The sequence below is a fragment of the Brevibacillus sp. FIR094 genome (assembly GCF_050477165.1).
Lineage (GTDB): Bacteria > Bacillota > Bacilli > Brevibacillales > Brevibacillaceae > Brevibacillus.
In genome coordinates this window covers 157,281-174,603 of the sequence record NZ_JBEAES010000010.1, presented here as the reverse complement: position 1 = coordinate 174,603, position 17,323 = coordinate 157,281, and the positions used below count along the sequence as shown (strand labels likewise).

Annotated in this window: 14 protein-coding genes and 1 pseudogene; 5 read left to right on the top strand and 10 right to left on the bottom strand. The window is 49.2% G+C overall.

What is annotated here, in order from left to right; genetic code table 11:
* Positions 1–132: 132 nt before the first annotated feature.
* Complete coding sequence (locus ACQ5DJ_RS11240) at positions 133–2,808, top strand: YhgE/Pip family protein (RefSeq protein WP_429842539.1); 2,676 nt, start codon at positions 133–135, stop codon at positions 2,806–2,808.
* An 11-nt stretch (positions 2,809–2,819) separates the two neighbouring features.
* Here the strand turns inward: ACQ5DJ_RS11240 and ACQ5DJ_RS11235 are convergent, their stop codons facing one another.
* Complete coding sequence (locus ACQ5DJ_RS11235; RefSeq protein ID WP_429842538.1) at positions 2,820–4,211, bottom strand: MFS transporter; 1,392 nt, start codon at positions 4,209–4,211, stop codon at positions 2,820–2,822.
* Positions 4,212–4,319: 108 nt separating this feature from the next.
* Complete coding sequence (locus ACQ5DJ_RS11230; protein ID WP_088910000.1) at positions 4,320–4,745, bottom strand: MarR family winged helix-turn-helix transcriptional regulator; 426 nt, start codon at positions 4,743–4,745, stop codon at positions 4,320–4,322.
* Between the two features lie 170 nt (positions 4,746–4,915).
* On the opposite strand from ACQ5DJ_RS11230, the gene ACQ5DJ_RS11225 reads away from it, so the two are divergent.
* A complete protein-coding gene (locus ACQ5DJ_RS11225; protein ID WP_429842537.1) occupies positions 4,916–5,569 on the top strand; it encodes a glycosyltransferase in 654 nt (217 codons plus the stop codon).
* Between the two features lie 64 nt (positions 5,570–5,633).
* Here the strand turns inward: ACQ5DJ_RS11225 and gcvPB are convergent, their stop codons facing one another.
* Genes gcvPB through ACQ5DJ_RS11210 form a run of 3 tightly spaced genes read right to left on the bottom strand, consistent with a single transcriptional unit; the run spans position 5,634 to position 9,460 of the window.
* Complete coding sequence (gene gcvPB / locus ACQ5DJ_RS11220) at positions 5,634–7,223, bottom strand: aminomethyl-transferring glycine dehydrogenase subunit GcvPB (protein ID WP_429842536.1); 1,590 nt, start codon at positions 7,221–7,223, stop codon at positions 5,634–5,636.
* Between the two features lie 16 nt (positions 7,224–7,239).
* Positions 7,240–8,625: an aminomethyl-transferring glycine dehydrogenase subunit GcvPA gene (gene gcvPA / locus ACQ5DJ_RS11215; RefSeq protein WP_429842535.1), complete on the bottom strand. Its 1,386-nt coding sequence runs from the start codon at positions 8,623–8,625 to the stop codon at positions 7,240–7,242.
* A 52-nt stretch (positions 8,626–8,677) separates the two neighbouring features.
* Complete coding sequence (locus tag ACQ5DJ_RS11210; protein WP_429842534.1) at positions 8,678–9,460, bottom strand: SDR family NAD(P)-dependent oxidoreductase; 783 nt, start codon at positions 9,458–9,460, stop codon at positions 8,678–8,680.
* A 263-nt stretch (positions 9,461–9,723) separates the two neighbouring features.
* On the opposite strand from ACQ5DJ_RS11210, the gene ACQ5DJ_RS11205 reads away from it, so the two are divergent.
* Both ACQ5DJ_RS11205 and ACQ5DJ_RS11200 read left to right on the top strand, forming a co-directional pair.
* Positions 9,724–11,478 carry a sigma-54 interaction domain-containing protein gene (locus ACQ5DJ_RS11205; protein WP_429842533.1) on the top strand — a complete coding sequence of 585 codons (1,755 nt, stop codon included), beginning with the start codon at positions 9,724–9,726 and terminating at the stop codon, positions 11,476–11,478.
* A gap of 59 nt (positions 11,479–11,537) precedes the next feature.
* Positions 11,538–12,314, top strand: a complete 777-nt coding sequence (locus ACQ5DJ_RS11200; RefSeq protein WP_429842532.1) for an arylamine N-acetyltransferase family protein — start codon at positions 11,538–11,540, stop codon at positions 12,312–12,314.
* Positions 12,315–12,330: 16 nt separating this feature from the next.
* Here the strand turns inward: ACQ5DJ_RS11200 and ACQ5DJ_RS11195 are convergent, their stop codons facing one another.
* From ACQ5DJ_RS11195 to ACQ5DJ_RS11180, 4 genes and pseudogenes are all read right to left on the bottom strand, one after another.
* Positions 12,331–12,633 (bottom strand): hypothetical protein, encoded by a 303-nt coding sequence (locus ACQ5DJ_RS11195; RefSeq protein ID WP_429842531.1) that lies wholly within the window; start codon positions 12,631–12,633, stop codon positions 12,331–12,333.
* Positions 12,634–12,707: 74 nt separating this feature from the next.
* Positions 12,708–12,965, bottom strand: coding sequence for a M23 family metallopeptidase (locus tag ACQ5DJ_RS11190; protein ID WP_429842530.1), 258 nt, complete (start codon positions 12,963–12,965; stop codon positions 12,708–12,710).
* Positions 12,966–13,243: 278 nt separating this feature from the next.
* A pseudogene (locus ACQ5DJ_RS11185) lies at positions 13,244–14,053 on the bottom strand (M56 family metallopeptidase); the annotation flags it as partial.
* 85 nt (positions 14,054–14,138) lie between these two features.
* Complete coding sequence (locus tag ACQ5DJ_RS11180) at positions 14,139–14,513, bottom strand: BlaI/MecI/CopY family transcriptional regulator (RefSeq protein ID WP_429842529.1); 375 nt, start codon at positions 14,511–14,513, stop codon at positions 14,139–14,141.
* 111 nt (positions 14,514–14,624) lie between these two features.
* On the opposite strand from ACQ5DJ_RS11180, the gene ACQ5DJ_RS11175 reads away from it, so the two are divergent.
* Entirely contained in the window at positions 14,625–15,293 is a 669-nt protein-coding gene (locus ACQ5DJ_RS11175) for a class I SAM-dependent methyltransferase (protein ID WP_429842528.1), read from the top strand.
* Positions 15,294–15,341: 48 nt separating this feature from the next.
* Here the strand turns inward: ACQ5DJ_RS11175 and ACQ5DJ_RS11170 are convergent, their stop codons facing one another.
* Complete coding sequence (locus tag ACQ5DJ_RS11170; RefSeq protein ID WP_429842527.1) at positions 15,342–16,880, bottom strand: hypothetical protein; 1,539 nt, start codon at positions 16,878–16,880, stop codon at positions 15,342–15,344.
* Positions 16,881–17,323 lie beyond the last annotated feature (443 nt).

Below are 17,323 nucleotides of genomic sequence, written 5' to 3'. Positions count from 1 at the left end.
TCTTTTCATCATAATTTAGCATGCAGCGGCTCATGCTACTACTGACAGCTCATTCCCGATCATTTCCTTCCATGGTAAACTGTCATGTGAGTGTAAAGATTCATCCATTCTTTCCTACTAGGTGGTACATACATGCGGTCTATATGGAAGATTTACAAAACGGACTGGATTAACATCTTCAAGGTCCCGACTGGGATTTTTCTGATCATCGCCATCATTCTCCTTCCTTGTTTATACGATTGGATCAACATCAAATCAGTATGGGACCCTTACGCCAATACGCAAGGTGTCAAGGTTGCGGTGACGAGCGAGGATCAGGGAGCCACGGTTGGCGATCAGAAGGTCAACATCGGAGACGAGCTCATAAAGAGCTTGCAGAACAACCAGAAGCTAGGGTGGACCTTTGTGGACAAAGAAGAGGCCAGACGGGGCGTGGAGCGGGGCGATTACTATGCCAGCATCCTGATCCCAGCTGACTTTTCCACAAAGATCACGGGAATTGTCCATGGCAACCTGAACAAGCCTGAAGTGATCTATACGGTCAATGAAAAGGTAAACGCCGTCGCACCCAAAATCACTTCGTCAGGTGTTTCAGCGATTGCCAAGCAGATCAACGAGAGTTTTACGGAAAGTGTCAGTGAAGCCTTGCTGACGAAGCTTACAGAGATCGGCATTAAAATTGAAGAGCAATTGCCGACCATCCGCAAAATTGAGAGTGGCGTTTTCCAACTGGAAAAAAGTCTTCCCGAGATTCGTGCCGCAGGGCAAAAAGTGTTGGAGATTGAGAAGAAACTTCCCGAGATTCACGAGAAAGCGCAGATCATTCTAGAAGTGGAAAAAAGAATCCCCGAAATCAATCAAGCTGGGCAGGCCGTGCTCAAAATTCAGCAAAATTGGCCGAAAATCAATGAAGCGGCATCTGTCATTATCGCGATGGAAGATAAGCTGCCGGTGATTGAGCAAGCCGTCGGACGAATTGAAGAGCTGGATCAAAATTTCGATAAAGTCGCAAACGCAGTGACTACGGCCACAGAAAAAGCGAGTCAGGCCATTGAGATCGTTTCGGCTGCTCAAGATGCGTTGCCGCGTATCGCTGATCTGACTGATAAGGGCGCGGCTGTTGCCGATCAGCTCAATGACTTTTTTACGAAGCATGACGGCGCTTTTGAAACGATTGCACCGGTGATCAAGCAAAATCTCATCTTAGCCCAGCAAGCCTCGGATGCGCTCACACAACTCACGGACAGACTGTTGCAAATCAATCCGGATCGTCTGCCTACTGCGAGCGAGGTAAATGCCGTGAAAGACAGGTTAGCCAGAGCCGCGAATGTTTTAGGGCATACCGCATCGCTTGTAGAGAAAGTAAACAGTTATATTCCTGGACAGCCATTGAGTCAGTTCGCAGAGAGGCTGCGCACGATTGAGAACAGAATGAACCGGCAAATCGAGGTTCTCGGCATGATTGCAAGCGCGTTGGAAAACGGCAAGCAGCCTGCGAAAGATTTGGTGGAGAGCCTGAATCAGCTCTCGAAAAACACCAGCGCGGAATTGGGAGACATCCTGTCCCGTTACGATAGCGAAATCGTCCCGAAAATATCCGAGGGCATTGAAAGGCTAAAGGTAATCACAGGAGACTCTGCCGATTTACTGCATAAGGCCCAAGAAAAACTTCCGGATATCGAAGCGATTCTCCAAGAGACAAAGACGGGCTTGGAGCTGGGATTGGCAGAATTGAAACGAATCCAGCAGGAGATGCCGCAAATACGGGCACAAGTCCACGAGCTCGCGCAAACGCTCAGAAGCAAATCGGATGCTTTTGCAAATGCTATTCGCGTAGCAGCTCCGTTCTTGAAAGGGAATCTTCCTACTATCGGGAAAAAGCTCGACGAGGCAGCGGCATTCGTTCAGAACGATCTGCCCAAAGCGGAGGCGGATTTGACCAAGCTGGCTGATTTTGTGCGCTACAAGCTCCCGGAGGTGGAGGCAGGAGTCCACAGAGTTGCCGCATTGGTTCGCGACGATTTGCCCAAGCTGGAGAGTGCCATTGGGCAGGCGGCTGACAAGCTGAGAGAAGTCGAGGCGAACAACAACTTCGCCGAACTTGCCAAGCTATTGCGCGGCGACATTAAAAAAGAGAGCGAATTCCTCGCAAGTCCCGTGCAGATCAAGGAAAACCGCCTATACCCGATTCCGAATTATGGTTCGGCCATGTCGCCGTTTTACGGTGTGCTGTCTCTGTGGGTAGGTGCGACCTTGTTGATTTCTCTGCTGAAGCCGAATGCGGAAAATCCAGGCGGAGTATACAAGCCGTATCAGTTGTACCTCGGCCGCTTGGGAACGTTTGTGACAATCGGGCTGCTCCAGGCGTTGTTCGTCACGCTCGGTGATATTTACATCCTCGGGGCCTATGTAGCGAATAAAGCTCCGTTTGTGTTATTCGGTATGCTGGTCAGCCTGGTGTTCGTCACGATTACCTACACGCTGGTGTCCGTTTTCGGCAACGTGGGTAAAGGCATAGCGATCATCTTCATGGTATTTCAATTCTCCAGCTCGGGCGGTACGTTCCCGATCAGCATGACTTCACCGTTTTTCCAAGCGCTGAACCCATACATGCCGTTTACGTATGCGATCAGCCTGTTACGTGAAGGGGTGGGCGGCATCCTCTGGGAAACGGCGATTCGGGATATACTCGTACTATTCGGCTTTATCGGTATCAGCCTGTTTGTGGCGCTCGCGCTGAAGCGTCCGTTGAGCGGACTTATTGAAAAGTCGATGGAGAATGCGAAAAAGACCAAGATCATTGGGTAAAGGACACCTTTTTAAGGTGTCCTTTTTTCTTGAACAGGTACGGAACGTGTTGCCAGTCGGGCAGCAGACGCCAGCCCCAGTAGGACGATGAACGTCTGAAGGAGCAGGGATACGGTAATCCCAACAGAAAGTGAAAACTCAAAAGCAGTCATCACAGATACGATGGCTCCTCCCATCCCAATGACAATCGCTGGTGTGAACGTATCCGCGATAGATATTTCAGCAGATACTTTTCCTTCCTCACCAGGTTTTGCAAGAGAAAACGCAATCGCACCGCTTGTCGGGTGAGCCAAACCGATTCCGAAGCCCATAATGATCTGGCTAAAAATCGCGACCACGATACCGAAAAGGTCTTGTTGAATCAACATCAGCGGTACGGTGCATGCGACTCCGATGAGCATGATGACAAGACCTATAATAATTCGTTTTTTTCGACCGGCGCCTTGGTCTCTTTTGTCCAGCTTTGCTTGTACATTGGCTGCCAGCGACCAACTGATTGCTGCGGAGGCAACAGCTAGACCTGCCTTGTCGGCGGTTAAACCTAAAATCGAAGTGAGTCCAAGGACGAGATACGTTTGTGTGCCGTAATAGGCAGCAACAAAAAGACCCCGAGATGCGATGACAGCAGGTAAGCCTGAGCGTGCGAGGAGCGTTCCTTTCGGCATCAGCTTATACAATGGGACACTGAGGGTGAGCAAGCCCGCGATGGATAGCAGGATACCGTAGATAGAGGGGATTTTTCCCATCCCAAAAAGCAAGGCACCAGTCCCTAGGGCCAAGAAAAAAGGAAGAAGAAGACTACGATTGTTTGCCGCGCTTGCTTTTGGCGGCTGTAAGCCTCGGAAAGAGGGGGTGGTTAAGAGTGCAGACAGAAAGATAAAGGGAAGGATCAACCAGAAGACATATCTCCACGACAACTGCTCCGCAATAATCCCGGCGACATACGGTCCGAATAGGCCTGGAAGGATATAAGCGCTGGAGAAGACAGCAAGAATCTGAGGGCGAAGGGAATCGGGGTAACGCAAAGTAATCATGGTATACACGCAATTGACCAAGGCACCGGCTCCGAATCCTTGCATGACTCGCCCAAGCAGTAAAGTAAGCATATCTGGCGCAATTGCAGCAACTACAATGCCAAAAGCAAAGAGCACGATTGTGACAATGAAAGGCTGGGCAGGCCCTTTTCTATCGACAAATTGACCTGTGACGACGGTTCCAATCAGCTGAGCCAACAAATAAGCACTGAATACCCACCCGTAAAGATCCTCACCCTGTAGCTCTCGGGAAAGACCGGGGGCGATTGTCGTGACAGCCAAGCCTTCAAATGCTGTAGCAGTCACCACAAGAATAATACCAATCGTCAACGCTCGGTAATGCGTGCTCCAAATCCCTTCTGTGCTCATTATTATCACTCCTTTTTGTATATAATCTGCTTTGAAAGTTGCTATAAAAACTGTTGTTATAACAACTAATTATATACAAAAAATGGCATCCCGCAACATTTTTTGTTTTTAGAAGTTTTTCACGTTCTCATAAATGATATTGAGTGTTCTTCGAAATTGGTTCACTTCTTCTTCGGTCAATCCTGCAATGGTTTTCTCGTAAGCCTCAATGGAGGGAGGAAGGACCTCATCTTTTAAAAGTCGCCCTTTTTCCGTCAGATAGACACGAAGGGAGCGGCGATCCTTTTTATCTGTTTCGCGATGAATGAACCCTCTTTCTTCCATGAGAAAGAGCATCCGCGCGATATTCGTTTTATCCTTGTAGGTGCGTTCTGCCAACTCGTTCTGGGTCAGTCCTTCTTCTTCCCATAACACGACAAAAATCATCCACTGATCGATGGTGATGTTATACGGATTGCATACTTTTTGATAATAGTTGTTCAGTTTTAAATCCGTTCGTTTCACGATGACGCCGATATACTCATCTAATTTCATTGCGAAACCTCCTAGGTTAGGCAGTCAGTGCAACTGTTGATAAGACAACTATAAGGATGCTTGCAAAGAGTGTCAATTTACAGGATTGAGATGTTTGACGAATGAAAAAGCCAAATTTGCTCAAAATAACAGCGGGATTCCCTACATACCAAAAGAAGGAGAAGGAATAAATGACTTCCATATTCAGGAAAGCAACAATGCTGATGATTTGCCTTGCTTTGCTAGGCGTACCGGTGATGGCTGTAGCCAAGGAATTACAAGGAAGCGGCCAGCAACAGGAATGCATAAAGCCGAAAGAAGTCAAATTGCAGGGCGATATGAGAAAGCTCTGGATCGACCATATTCTATGGACGAGGAGTTATATGGTCAGCGCTTTGGCGGGACTGGAAGACAAAGACAAGGTACTGGCGCGTCTTTTGAAAAACCAGACGGATATCGGGAATGCGATTAAGCCTTACTATGGAGAGGAAGCAGGCAACAAGCTTGGCAAGCTTCTCACGGAGCATATCGTCATTGCGGGCAAAATTATTGATGCTGCGAAAAATGGTGATCAGGCGAGTGTGGCAAAATTAAATAAAGATTGGTACCGGAACGCAGATAATATCGCCAAGTTTTTAAGCAGCGCGAATCCCAACTGGACCGAAAAGGAACTAAAGGACTTTATGTACAAACATCTGGAGCTGCTCACCGGAAATCTCCAAGCGAGATTGAAAAAGGACTGGGCAGCAGACGTTGAAACGTTTGACAAAGGTGAGGATCACATCATCTCATTGGCGGATGTGCTAACAGCAGGCATCATTAAGCAGTTCCCGAATCAGTTCTAAAATGAACTTCCACAACGAAAAAAACGCCAGCACTTGTCGTATCTGTGCTGGCGTTTCTTTCTTTTTATCCTTGTGCCGTCTTTTTCAAATAAGCTCTCCATGTAATGCACCATTGATCAGGATCATCGAGTACGGACTCCAGGACACGGTGACCTGTACTATTGTGTGGCGCTGTTTTGACGATCTCCGGATTCTCATAGGCTTCCTGTGAAATATGGGTCAGTGCCGCAACGTATTCGTCGAGCTCCGCCATGGAATAGGACTCTGTTGGTTCCAGTGTGAACGGCTCTGGCACGACGTAAGGGTGGTGACTGGTCCAGTAATGGTGGGCAAAGTCGACCATGCGGCGCTGAACATCGTATGTCGTGACGCCCGTGTCTTCTTTTAGCTGCTGCCAGCTATAGCGAACCTGCTCCAGACGTCGGCCTTGTATATAGGGCGCGCTCGCACCGCGGATTTGCAGGATTTTGTGATAGAGATAGTTGTTGTTGAGGCAAGCGATTTCGGCAACTTCTTTCAAGCCGTCAGCACCAAGTGCACGGACCCAAGCGTAGGAGCGCAGAACAGCAGGTGGTACACCGTAAAAGCTGCGGACTTTCCCGATGCTGTTTTTCAAATCACGCTTATAGAAATAACGCTCTCCGTCGAAGTCTACGATCGGTCCTGGCAGGAATGGCGCAAGCTCAGCAGTGACCCCGATGGCACCTGTTGCAGGTCCACCGCAAGCGTGTGGGACGGAAAAAGTTTTGTGCAGGTTGAAGAAGCACATGTCAAAACCTGCTTCCAGCGCGCGGGTAATGCCGAGCAAGCCGTTTGCGTTTGCTTGGTCGTAGCAGCACAGCCCCCCTGCGGCGTGAACGACGTCTGTGAACTCCTTGATGCGCGAGTTGTAAATGCCTGTATCCTCTGGATTTGCTACGGCAAAGGCAGCGGTGCGCTCCGAGACAAGGCCCTTTAGCGCTTCCAGATCAGGGTAGCCGTTTTTGTCGGCAGGTACATAAATGATTTTGAAGCCTTTGACTGCGGCCGTCGCTGCTTGGGACGGGTGGGAAAAATGGGTGGTAATAAACTCGTTGCGCTGTTCTCCTTCGCCGCGAGATTCGTGGTATTTGCGCACGATAGAGGCTTGGGTAAACAACGCCTGTGTGCCGCTACCCGGTTGGAACGAGAATTTGTCCATTCCCGAAATCTCGCGCAGGTACAGATCGAGCTGATAAGTCATCTCCAGCATTCCTTGGACAGTGGACTCGTCCTGCAGCGGATGCAGCTCCGCCATTTTCGGCGAGCGCACGAAGCGTTCATTGATTTTCGGGGAGTATTTCATCGTGCAGGTGCCTTGCCCGATCTCTACGTTGAAATCCGACCCCAGAACCTCCTGCGAAATGCGGGAGTAATGACGGATCACGCGGTACTGACTGATCTCGGGAAGATTCGGCCGTTTTTTCCGGCGCAGGCTGTCTGGGAGCTGAGAGATGCCATCGCCTACGGTCTCCACGATTTGTGGCTCGACGGGTGGTACCTCGACGCCACGCTCACCGGGCTGGCTCAGCTCGAAAATGACAGGCTCATCCCACTTCGCTTGGTGGAAGCGGCGTACCTTATGGTCTCTCGGAATCCGTTTCATTTTGTCGATGGTTCCTTCGGATGTTTTCATGGTCGATTTCCTCCTTTTACACGATGTTTTTTATTGCAGAAACGAGCGTATCAATATCCTCCTGGGTATGAACCTCCGTGACGCAGTAGAGCGCACATTGCCCCAATTCAGGGAAGTGTTCAGTCAAATCAACTCCGCCGAAGATTCCTTTGGCGAGAAGCGCAGCGTTGATGTCTCTGACGGCTTTGCCTGTTTGCGAGAAGTCGATCACGAACTCCTTGAAGAAAGGAGCGGCGAATTTGGCCTCGACCCCGGGAATGGAAGAGAGCTGTTTGGCGGCGTATTGGGAGCGTTGCATGATGCCTTGCCCGACTTCTTCCATGCCTACAGGACCCATCGTCGCCAAGTACACACCTGCGGTAATGCCCCATAGCGCGGTTTGTGTTCCGACGGACTCCTTGCCTTTTTCACGTTTGGCAAAAGAGGTGCGGTCGTACGCGACATCTCCGAAGCCGTATTCGCCTTCTACCTCTGTCGGAGCGATTCCAAACAGGCGGGACGGATATTCCATGACGAAGGTCGGATCGTCATGCGTCGCGATAAAGCCGGATTGCCCACCACCGTAATGCATATGTACGCCAAGCGGCTGCAAATCTCCGCATACGATGTCCGCGTCATAATTCGCCGGAGATTCCATGACGCCGAGAGAGATGGGATCGACGCCGACTACGCAAATGGCACCAGCGGCGTGAGCTAAGTCCGCGATCATCTGTCCGTTTCCTTCCACGGAGCCGAGGAAGGTCGGGTTTTCGAAGTAAACTGCTGCTGTAGCTACACTGAGCTTTGCTTTTAAATCATTCAGGTCAAGACGGCCTGTTTCGTTCTCAAAATCGATCAAGGTGACGGTAAGATCAGGAGACGTATAATTTTTGATGATCAAAAGCTTGTCAGGATGGATATTTTTCGAGACAAGTAGCTCTGTGCGTTTGGTGATACGTGCTGCCATGCGCAGAGCAGTAGAAGCAGCCTGTGCCCAGTCAAAGGTCGGAACGTTCACGACATCCATATCGACCAGCTCAGCTACGAGGCTTTGGTACTCGAACAACGCCTGAAAGCGCCCCTTGTCTTCGTAAGGCTCTCCAGCATACGCCGTCAGAAACTCCGCGCGGGAGTTGATTTCATCACAGACAGCCGGAACAAAATGCGGCCAGCAGCCTGCGCCGAGGAAGCTGATATTTTCTTTTGTGGTTTGGTTTTTGTTCATCAGCTGGTTGACGTGGCGCTCCAGCTCGTACTCGGTCAAAGCTTTCGGGATGTTCATTTTTTCTTGTAGGCGTAGCTCTCCGGGAATGTCCGCATAGATATCCTCGATGCTGGAAAAGCCGATTTCGCTAAGCATTTTCTCTTTGACTTCAGGTGCAGAATTCGGAATATACGGGTGGGCATAACGCTGTACGCTCATCTCATGGTTCCTCCATTTCTTCGTTGGAATATTCAGTCTCAATGATGATAAATTAAGCCAAACCGCCGCCGTCGACGACCAGTACGGAACCCGTCACCCAGGATGACAGGTCGCTGGCAAAGAACAGGACAGCATTGGCAATATCTTGCGGAGAACCGAGACGCTCTAGCGGACGTCCTTGGGCGGAGGAGACGAGGAATGCCCCTTCTTCCTTTTCCAGCTGGCGCGCTTCTTCACGCAACAGAGGTGTGTCGGTATCACCGGGTGATACGCAATTCACACGGATATTTTCCGGACCGTGGTCAATCGCCATTGCCCGCGTCAGGTTGACGACGCCAGCTTTTGCCGCGCAGTAGGCCGCAGCCTTGTCGCCGCCCTTGATGCCCCAGCCAGAGCCAGTGTTAATGATGCTGCCTCCGCCTGTTTTTGCCATGACCGGAATGACGAATTTCGAGAGGTTGTAAGCCCCCTTCAAGGAGACATCGACGACCAGATCCCAATCATCTTCTTCCAGCTCGACGACCGTCTTTCTTCTAATCACGCCTGCGTTGTTGAATAAAATATCGATGCGACCGTACGCTTCCTCGATCGCTTGCGTTACTTCACGACAATCCTGTTGGGAAACTACATTGCATGTAAAATAACGGGCTGACCCGCCCTCTGCTACGATTTCTTGTGCCGCCTTTTCCCCGAGCTCCTCGTTGATATCAAGCAGCATGACGCTTACTCCGAATTGGGCCAGTCGTTTCGCTGTTGCAAGTCCGATACCGGAAGCAGCGCCTGTCACCAAGGCTACCTTTCCTTGCAAATGGAATACCTCGTTCGTGTTTACCATGGTTGATCACTCCCCCTAGATGAAAAGTTTATAATGCAATCACTGTGCCAAGAGCGGAATGAACCACGCCGAGTGACATGGTCCTTGCCTGATCGCAAAAAAAGCTGATTCTACGAGGCTCCGACTGTGTTTCGTACCGTCCTGGCGGTGACAAAAATGGCAATGAGTTGTCATTATTGGCAAACATCAGTGGTAAAATGTTTGTGAACTATCTAAATATTTCGTAAAATGGAGAGCAAGGACAATCAACAGGGAGGATATCCATGGTTTCGTTGGATCTGTACAAACCAGCCATCGAAAAGGTCATTACAAGCATTTCAGATATATTGAGCGTGGATGCTGCGGTGATTAATGAGCGCGGCCTATTGGTCGTGAGTACGGAGCGCTACTTGAAACAAAAAGGCGAAAATGTGCATGTGCCCTCGATTGAATTCGTGTTGGCAAAAGGTCAGTACGTGGTAGACAAACCCGGCTCCATGGATATGTGTAAAGGATGCCGCTTTCTCGACAGCTGCCCCGCCAAAGTAGAGCTGCTCTCTTCTATTAAGGTAGCCAATCATGCAATCGGGGTCGTTTCCCTCACATCCTTTACGAAGGAAGGTCAAAATCGCCTATCCAAGCATACAGAGAGATACCAGCAAATCCTGACAGAGGTTAGCGAGATGATTACGGCGATTGTCCAGTCCCATGCGACGAGACAGATCGAATCGTCTGATGACTCTATGCGACTGTTGGAGGGAGCTCTCGATACCGTTGCCGATGCGTATTTCACCTTTGACCGAAGTGGCAATGTCATTCACACGAATGCCAGCGCGCGTAGACTGCTGACCCAGCATGAACTGCTGCCAGCGGAGGTTTCACGGATGCTACTGCCGTCATTATCCGGGATGGCTGCGCATTCCTTGCCGATCGCCAATTGTCTCGTTGACAAGCTGGATGCTCCCACCGAGGCCACGCCTATCATCGTCAACAATCAGCTCATTGGCGGCGTGCTTCGTGTGCAGAGGAGAGCGCTAACTGTTCCGTGTTTGATGGATCATCAAGGGATCCGTTCGTCTGGCAAAGCGGATAGCCTAGCTCAAATCGTAGGAAATAGCCCAGCTATCAAACAGGTCAAAGAAATGGCGATGAAAATCGGTAACAGCAGCTCTACGGTACTAATTACCGGCGAAACAGGGACAGGCAAAGGACATCTGGCAAAAGCGATTCACGAGGCAAGCAAGCGAGCGTACTATCCGTTTGTCGCGATCAATTGCGCCAGCATTCCGGAAAATCTGTTCGAAAGCGAATTGTTCGGTTACGAGGACGGCGCGTTTACCGGTGCCAAAAAGGGAGGAAAGCCAGGGCGGTTCGAAATGGCAGAGGGAGGTACGCTTTTTCTGGATGAAATCGGTGATATGCCACTCTCATTGCAGGCAAAGCTGCTGCGCGTCTTGCAGGAAAAGGTCGTGGAACGCATCGGCGGTACGCGGTCGTTTCCCATCAATGTACGAATCATCGCGGCGACGAACCAGAACCTGGAGGAACTCGTGGAGAAAAAAGCGTTTCGTGCCGACTTGTACTATCGGTTGAACGTCATTCCGATACACGTCCCGTCACTCGCAGAGCGCAAGGAAGACATCGAGCTCTTGGCAGTTTCATTTATGGAGAAGTACGGAGAGCAAGCAGGACGCACCTTCTTCGGAATAGCACGAGAGGCGATCAACCTGCTCACGCACTATCACTGGCCGGGCAATGTGCGGGAGTTGGAAAACGCCATCGAGTACGCCATGAACATGGAGCAAGACACGGTACTGACTGTCGACAGCTTACCTCCGCGCCTTCGTGCTCGTCCTCTCATGGCTCCTGCGTATTCAGGTCCAGCTATCAAAGCAAGGGTCGCCGATGCACAAGCGGACGCAATTCGCGCTTCGTTGCAAAAGCACGGCAGTGATTTGAAAGGAAAGCAGCGGGTGGCAGAAGAACTCGGGATTGGGCTACGCACCTTGTATCGGAAGCTAAAGCTGCTCGGTATATAAAGAAATCGTGCTGGAGCTTGGCGTATACTTGAGGGAGAACCTATTTAGGGGGAAGAAGCATGAGTGAGCTGAATGCCTTATTTCGAAAAAGAATCAGTATGCCAGAAAATGAAGCGATTACCTTCGATACATTGGATCGTCTGCTTGATCTGACAGCATTGGCGATTCCTTTTGAAAACCTGTGCATTGTGGATGAGCGAACAAGGGTAATCTCTAGACAATCCATCATGGAGAAGATATTGGTCAAAAACGAAGGCGGCCTTTGCTACGAACTCAATCCGATACTGTATTTCTTCTTGCTGGAAAATGGCTTTGACGCCCAGCTGATTCGCGGAGTTGTTTACAGACATGACGTTGGCGAGTATTACACGATTGGCCGAACGCATGCCACAATTTTGCTTACCTATGAGGGGAAAACGTATTTGCTCGATACGGGATTCGGTTCCAACCTGCCATTGAAGCCTGTTCCATTAACCGGGGAGCCCGTCTCTTCGCGCAACGGTGAGTTTCGGGTCAAGAAAGAGCATACAGAGTATGGCGATTATGTACTCGAAATGAAGTTGCGGCACAAGCATACGGACTGGAGGATCGGTTATACGTTTGATTCGCATAAGCTGGTGACGGATGAAACGGAATTAAACGAGATTCAGACGATTATCGCGGAGCATGAGCAGTCTCCCTTTAATAAAAGCCCTTTGCTGACGCAGTTGACGGAGAGAGGCAATATCACGTTGACGAATAGTTCCTTTACGCAATGGGTGGATGGGGTCATGACAAAAGAGACAATTGACGATGAACGATATAAAGAGCTGGCGAAAGAGCATTTTGGTTTGTAATGATTTAAATTTCCTATCAGCTGTTCTTGAGGAAAAGAGACGATATAAATGCCAAGAGTGCCACTACGATCAAGACGTTGGTTGCTCGAGGAGATAGACGCTTTACCTCCTTGCCTTTATACCAGCCGCTAAACTGGAGCTTGTTTCTGTAGAACACAAGGATCAGCAACAAATTCGCAAAAAACAACAGGAAAAACGGAGTTCCCTCCAGTGTTATCAAGAACAGTTTCGATTCAACAAAAAACAGCAACGATAAGCCCGCAAATAAGATGATGATAACTCGGATCAATTCTAATAGAAACCTGAAAAGATTCGACATGACGAGACTCCTTATTTTTATTTCAAAATATAACCCCATCAGTTGCTTTTCCCTGATGGGGTTTATTAGTTCTACTATTGTGTCCTTACATCCTCTAAGTGCTTCGTCGGATCAACGGGTATACCATTTTCGAGAATCTGGAAGGCAAGATGCGGTCCCGTGCTGCGTCCCGTACTTCCTAACCGACCGATGAGCTGGCCTTGGGTCACAGTAGCGCCAGCGGTGACCTCCAGCTTTTCCAAATGAGAGTAAACGGTTTGATACCCGCCTTCATGCTCGAGTGTGACCTGGTTGCCTTTCCCTGTTTTTGAATCGTATTCAGCTTTGAGCACCTTACCCGCCGCGGCGCTTTTACTGGAGTGTTCAGGTTGTTGATGATGGAGAGGCTGGTTTGATCAGGTGTGCTTCTCGTTTCTCCTTCTGCTGGTACAGAGAAGGTGACCTCGTTCCCTAGCACTTTTTTTGCATCGGTCAAAGTGAAGACGCCTAAAGCCAAGACGACCACGATACCAGATAGGGTCCATGTATACGCTCGTTTTTGAAAGTGACGAATCATTTCTATTCTCCTTTTCACCTGTTTTTTGGAGCTGGAGAACCCGGCTGTGAAGCGAATCTGTTTGGGACAGGCATACAGCTCGAGCATTTTGATCATGGTGTATCCATAGCGAGGTACCTCTGTCTCCTGCAAATAAGTCAAAGCCAAGGCATCACAAGCCATTTCCTGATCCTGACGCATGCGGGAAGCAGCGTACCATAACAGCGGGTTGAACCAGTTAAGGATCAGAAGCACGCTCATGATGCTGTTTAAAGGAATATCTCGTCTTTTCCAATGCGCCAGCTCATGCAAAAAGATGTGGCGCAGCTCATGCTCGTTGAGCTTGTCCAAAAGATTTTCCGGCAGCCAAATTTGCGGTCGCCAGATTCCCATCAAGGCAGGGCTTGTCATCTGATGACTCATGCGCAGGGGAATGGATCTGGTAATGCCCATCTGTTTTTTGCATTGAGAAAAGACGCGCAAAATAGCTTCATCCTGTACGAAGACCTCGTTTTTTAGCTGAGAGAGTAATCGGTATGTACTGCGAGTCATGGTGATAGCGAAAATGGCGATACCGCCGATCCAGATGAGGGAAAGCAGGCTGATCCAGGAAAAGCTCGCTTCGTTTGCTAGAGAGGCATCTAGTTGGAGGGCAAATTCATGCGGATGCAAAGCCTCAGTAGTGAGAACAATCGGTTCCGTAGGCGGGTGCGCTTCTTGCATGGATGCCCAGGACGAAGTAGGCAGCCAGTTATACAAACTGATTGTGCTGTCTATCGACCAAGGAACCGCGAGCTTCCAGATAAGCAGGAACCATACGGCGTGGTGCCAGCGGACGGGGAAATGCTTTTTGCCGAGCTGCTGGCAGAGCAAGATCAGGAGCACGAGAAGACTGGCTTCGATGGAGTTATACAGCGTCCACGTAAATGCTTGAGTGAGGGTGAGTGTGAGCCATTGCCAATCCACCAGCTTATTTCTCCTTTTCGGAAAGGATTTTTTTCAGCTCGTCAATCTCTTGGGAGGAGAGCTTTTCTTCTTTTAAAAAGTGAACCAGCATGGGCTTTAAGGCCCCGCCGTACACGCGCTGCAAAAAGGATTGTCGCTCTTGGCGCTTGCATTCTTCCTCAGTGAGCACAGGAGAGTAATAGTAGACGCGATTGACCTGCTCATAGGTGAGAATACCCTTTTGTAACAAGCGGCTGAGCAAGGTTTTGATTGTGTTGTCTTTCCACGTCTTGTTGTCTCGCAGGGTGTGGATGACATCGGCTGCTGTAGCGGGTGATTTTGCCCAGAGGACCTTCATAATCTCCCACTCAGCCTCCGAGATTCGCGGTTGCTCGTCCAAGAAAACACCTCCTCGATTACATTTGTAGTCGTTGTTTCTTTTTTTAAGATTACACACGTAATCAAGAGGTGTCAACTATCATTTTTGTAAATCCGTTCCAGATGAGCGGGATTGGAAGATGACAAGCGAATTGGTACACTGAAGAAAAATCGGATAAAGGCTGTGATAAACATGAATCTGGCCGAGCAGTTTGGCGATATAGATATTTACTTGTTTGATCAGTTGTTAAAGGGACGGGTTACGAAGGACATGCAGATACTCGATGCCGGTTGCGGTTCGGGGCGGAATTTGGTCTACTTTTTGCGAAATGGCTATCAGGTGTATGCGGTTGACCAATCGGCAAAAGCTATCGAGGCAGTGCAGCAAATGGCAAAGCAACTGGCGCCGGATTGGTCAGCGGAGCGCGCTCGTGTGGAACCGATTGAGAGCATGGGCTTTGAAAACGAAAGCTTTGATTTCATCATCAGTAATGCGGTTCTCCATTTTGCTGAAAACGAAGAGCATTTTCGCCAGATGCTAGAGGAGCTGTGGCGGGTACTGAAGCCAGGAGGCATTCTATTCATGCGTCTTGCTTCCTCGATTGGGATTGAGGATGCTGTACAGCCACTGGGGAACGAACGTTATTTGTTGCCGGACGGAAGTACCCGTTTTCTCGTAAATGAACGGACGATGGTGGGCATGACGGAAAAACTGCAAGGCGTGTTCCTAGAGCCAATCAAAACGGTGAATGTAGCCGGACAGCGTTGCATGAGTACGTGGGTAATCAAAAAGAATGTCTAAGCACAAAAAGCCGCCTTCCTGTAGGAGAGGCGGCGTCTTTTTTCTCACTCAAAAATCACGTGTCTGATCAAAAATAGCAAAAAGCTGGTCCACATCTAGTTCCACTCCCGCAGTAGCTAAATTCCGTTGTGCCGACTGAAGCAGCTCATCGAGCACAACGAAAATTTCTTCCCGCTCAACTGTTTCAATAAAGCCAGTCCGGCGATCCATTTTGTTGAAAGTCTCTGTGTACTCTTTGACCAATGAACGCAAAGCCGTTTGTATTTCTTCCGTATTCGTCGCGTCTTCGTTGCTTTGCTTTTCAAGCGCACTGATCGCGGTGTTCATTTTTTTATAGAGACTGGCTGCCTTGTTGGCGTGGGTTATTGAGATGTGCTCCCTGCCATCCCAATCGCGAAACGGATTGGTCAAATTGTTGGCCAGCCATTCAGGCTTGCGCGGCTTGGTGATGGACAAATCCAGCCCATTTTTCACTTCTTTTTTGTAGGCGGCTTTAATGGTCTTGGCCGCTTCTGCTGGGAGGCTTGTCATCCAGAGACTGGAGAGCTTGGGACATTGATCTGGCGAAGGGAACTCGTCCCCTGTGAAGCCAAACAGATCGTAGGTCGTAAACGTCAGTAGCTCCTTCAAGTGCTGGATACTGCCCAGATTGCTGAGGGTACCAGGTTTGCCCCGCAGACGGATGTCCTGAAGCGAAGGATACCGCTGGACGAGTGGCTGTAAGTCCAGCTCCGTCACATCGTGCAGATTGAGTCCTCCTAGCTGGTCGAGTCCGCGATGAAGTGGCAGCGAATCTGAGAATGAAGCGGTCAGCCAATGCCCATCCTGCTGGGCATCTATGAACAGGTTTGATGAAATGTTCTTGCCCAGTATGAGCTCTCTTACACCATTGTTCAGATGTAGTGACTCCAGCCCGTCCGCGTTTTGGAGAGAGAATTTACTGAGATGGCTTCCTGTCAGATCTAGAGAGGAGCCATTGGCTTTTTCCAGGTGAAGCTCCAGTATAAACGGATTGCTTTTGACAAAGGCAAGCAAGGAATCGGTGGGCTCCTCTGCATAGATTCTTGTCAGGCAAGGGAGCTTTTCCAATTCAGAGATGTCCGATAGGCTTCGCAGGATGTCGGCATGAATGACGTTATTCGATCGGCGCAGGCTCTTCCCGCCTAGCGAAATCATCTGGTCATCCTTTGCGGCCTGTTTAAACTGCTTGCGACGTTCCTCGGGAATTTGATTCCACTTGTGTTGACGGTATAGGCTCCCTCCGACACCCCAACTGCCGTAACTCCTCGTCTCTTCTGTCACGAGTGGTGGTACATTCCCTACTTTTATGTAGCCTTTGGGCACCGCTGGATCAACATAGATGTGATCGAGCTTGTTGTTCCAGAAGAAGTAGTCGCAATATAAGGGCTTCATCTGGTGCAGCTCTGATTCATCAGGCAGTGTAGCGCTGCTCCAGTCCAGCTCGAGGATACTAATGAGGTTGGATTTACTCGTGCTAGGCTCTTTTATCGATGTGACCTGGCAAGCAGTGTACTTTTGCAGCTTCTCGACAAAAACACAATAGATGTCGCCGACTGTGGGTGTCATTCCTACCATCCTTTCCATCTCGCAAGACTGTTGTTACTGTTATTTTTACATATTTTTCAAACATTGTCGTTGTTCTTCCCCTAGCTTCCTAGCTTTTCATTCATTTGCCTTTCCTTTGATTTTTATATTGAAGATAGGACATCCAAAAAACCAAAATGACTGTAATGCCTACGGTAATTTTTCTGTTTATTCCCATGTTGATGTCGAGTTCAAAGAAACCGAATGCCAAAAGCCCAAGAATAACAACTAAGAGTATTCTAATGATGGTATCGCCTCCCTTTTTTCTATCGTTAATGTAATAAAATTATTTGAAATAATGTTAAAAACTGTAATCTCAAATATGAATTTTTTGTGAAAATCATTTTCTGCTAGAATGAAGAAAGGCACGTGTAATAGTCGTAAATGTTATGTTTTTAATCATAACCTACGAGAGGCGGCGAAGA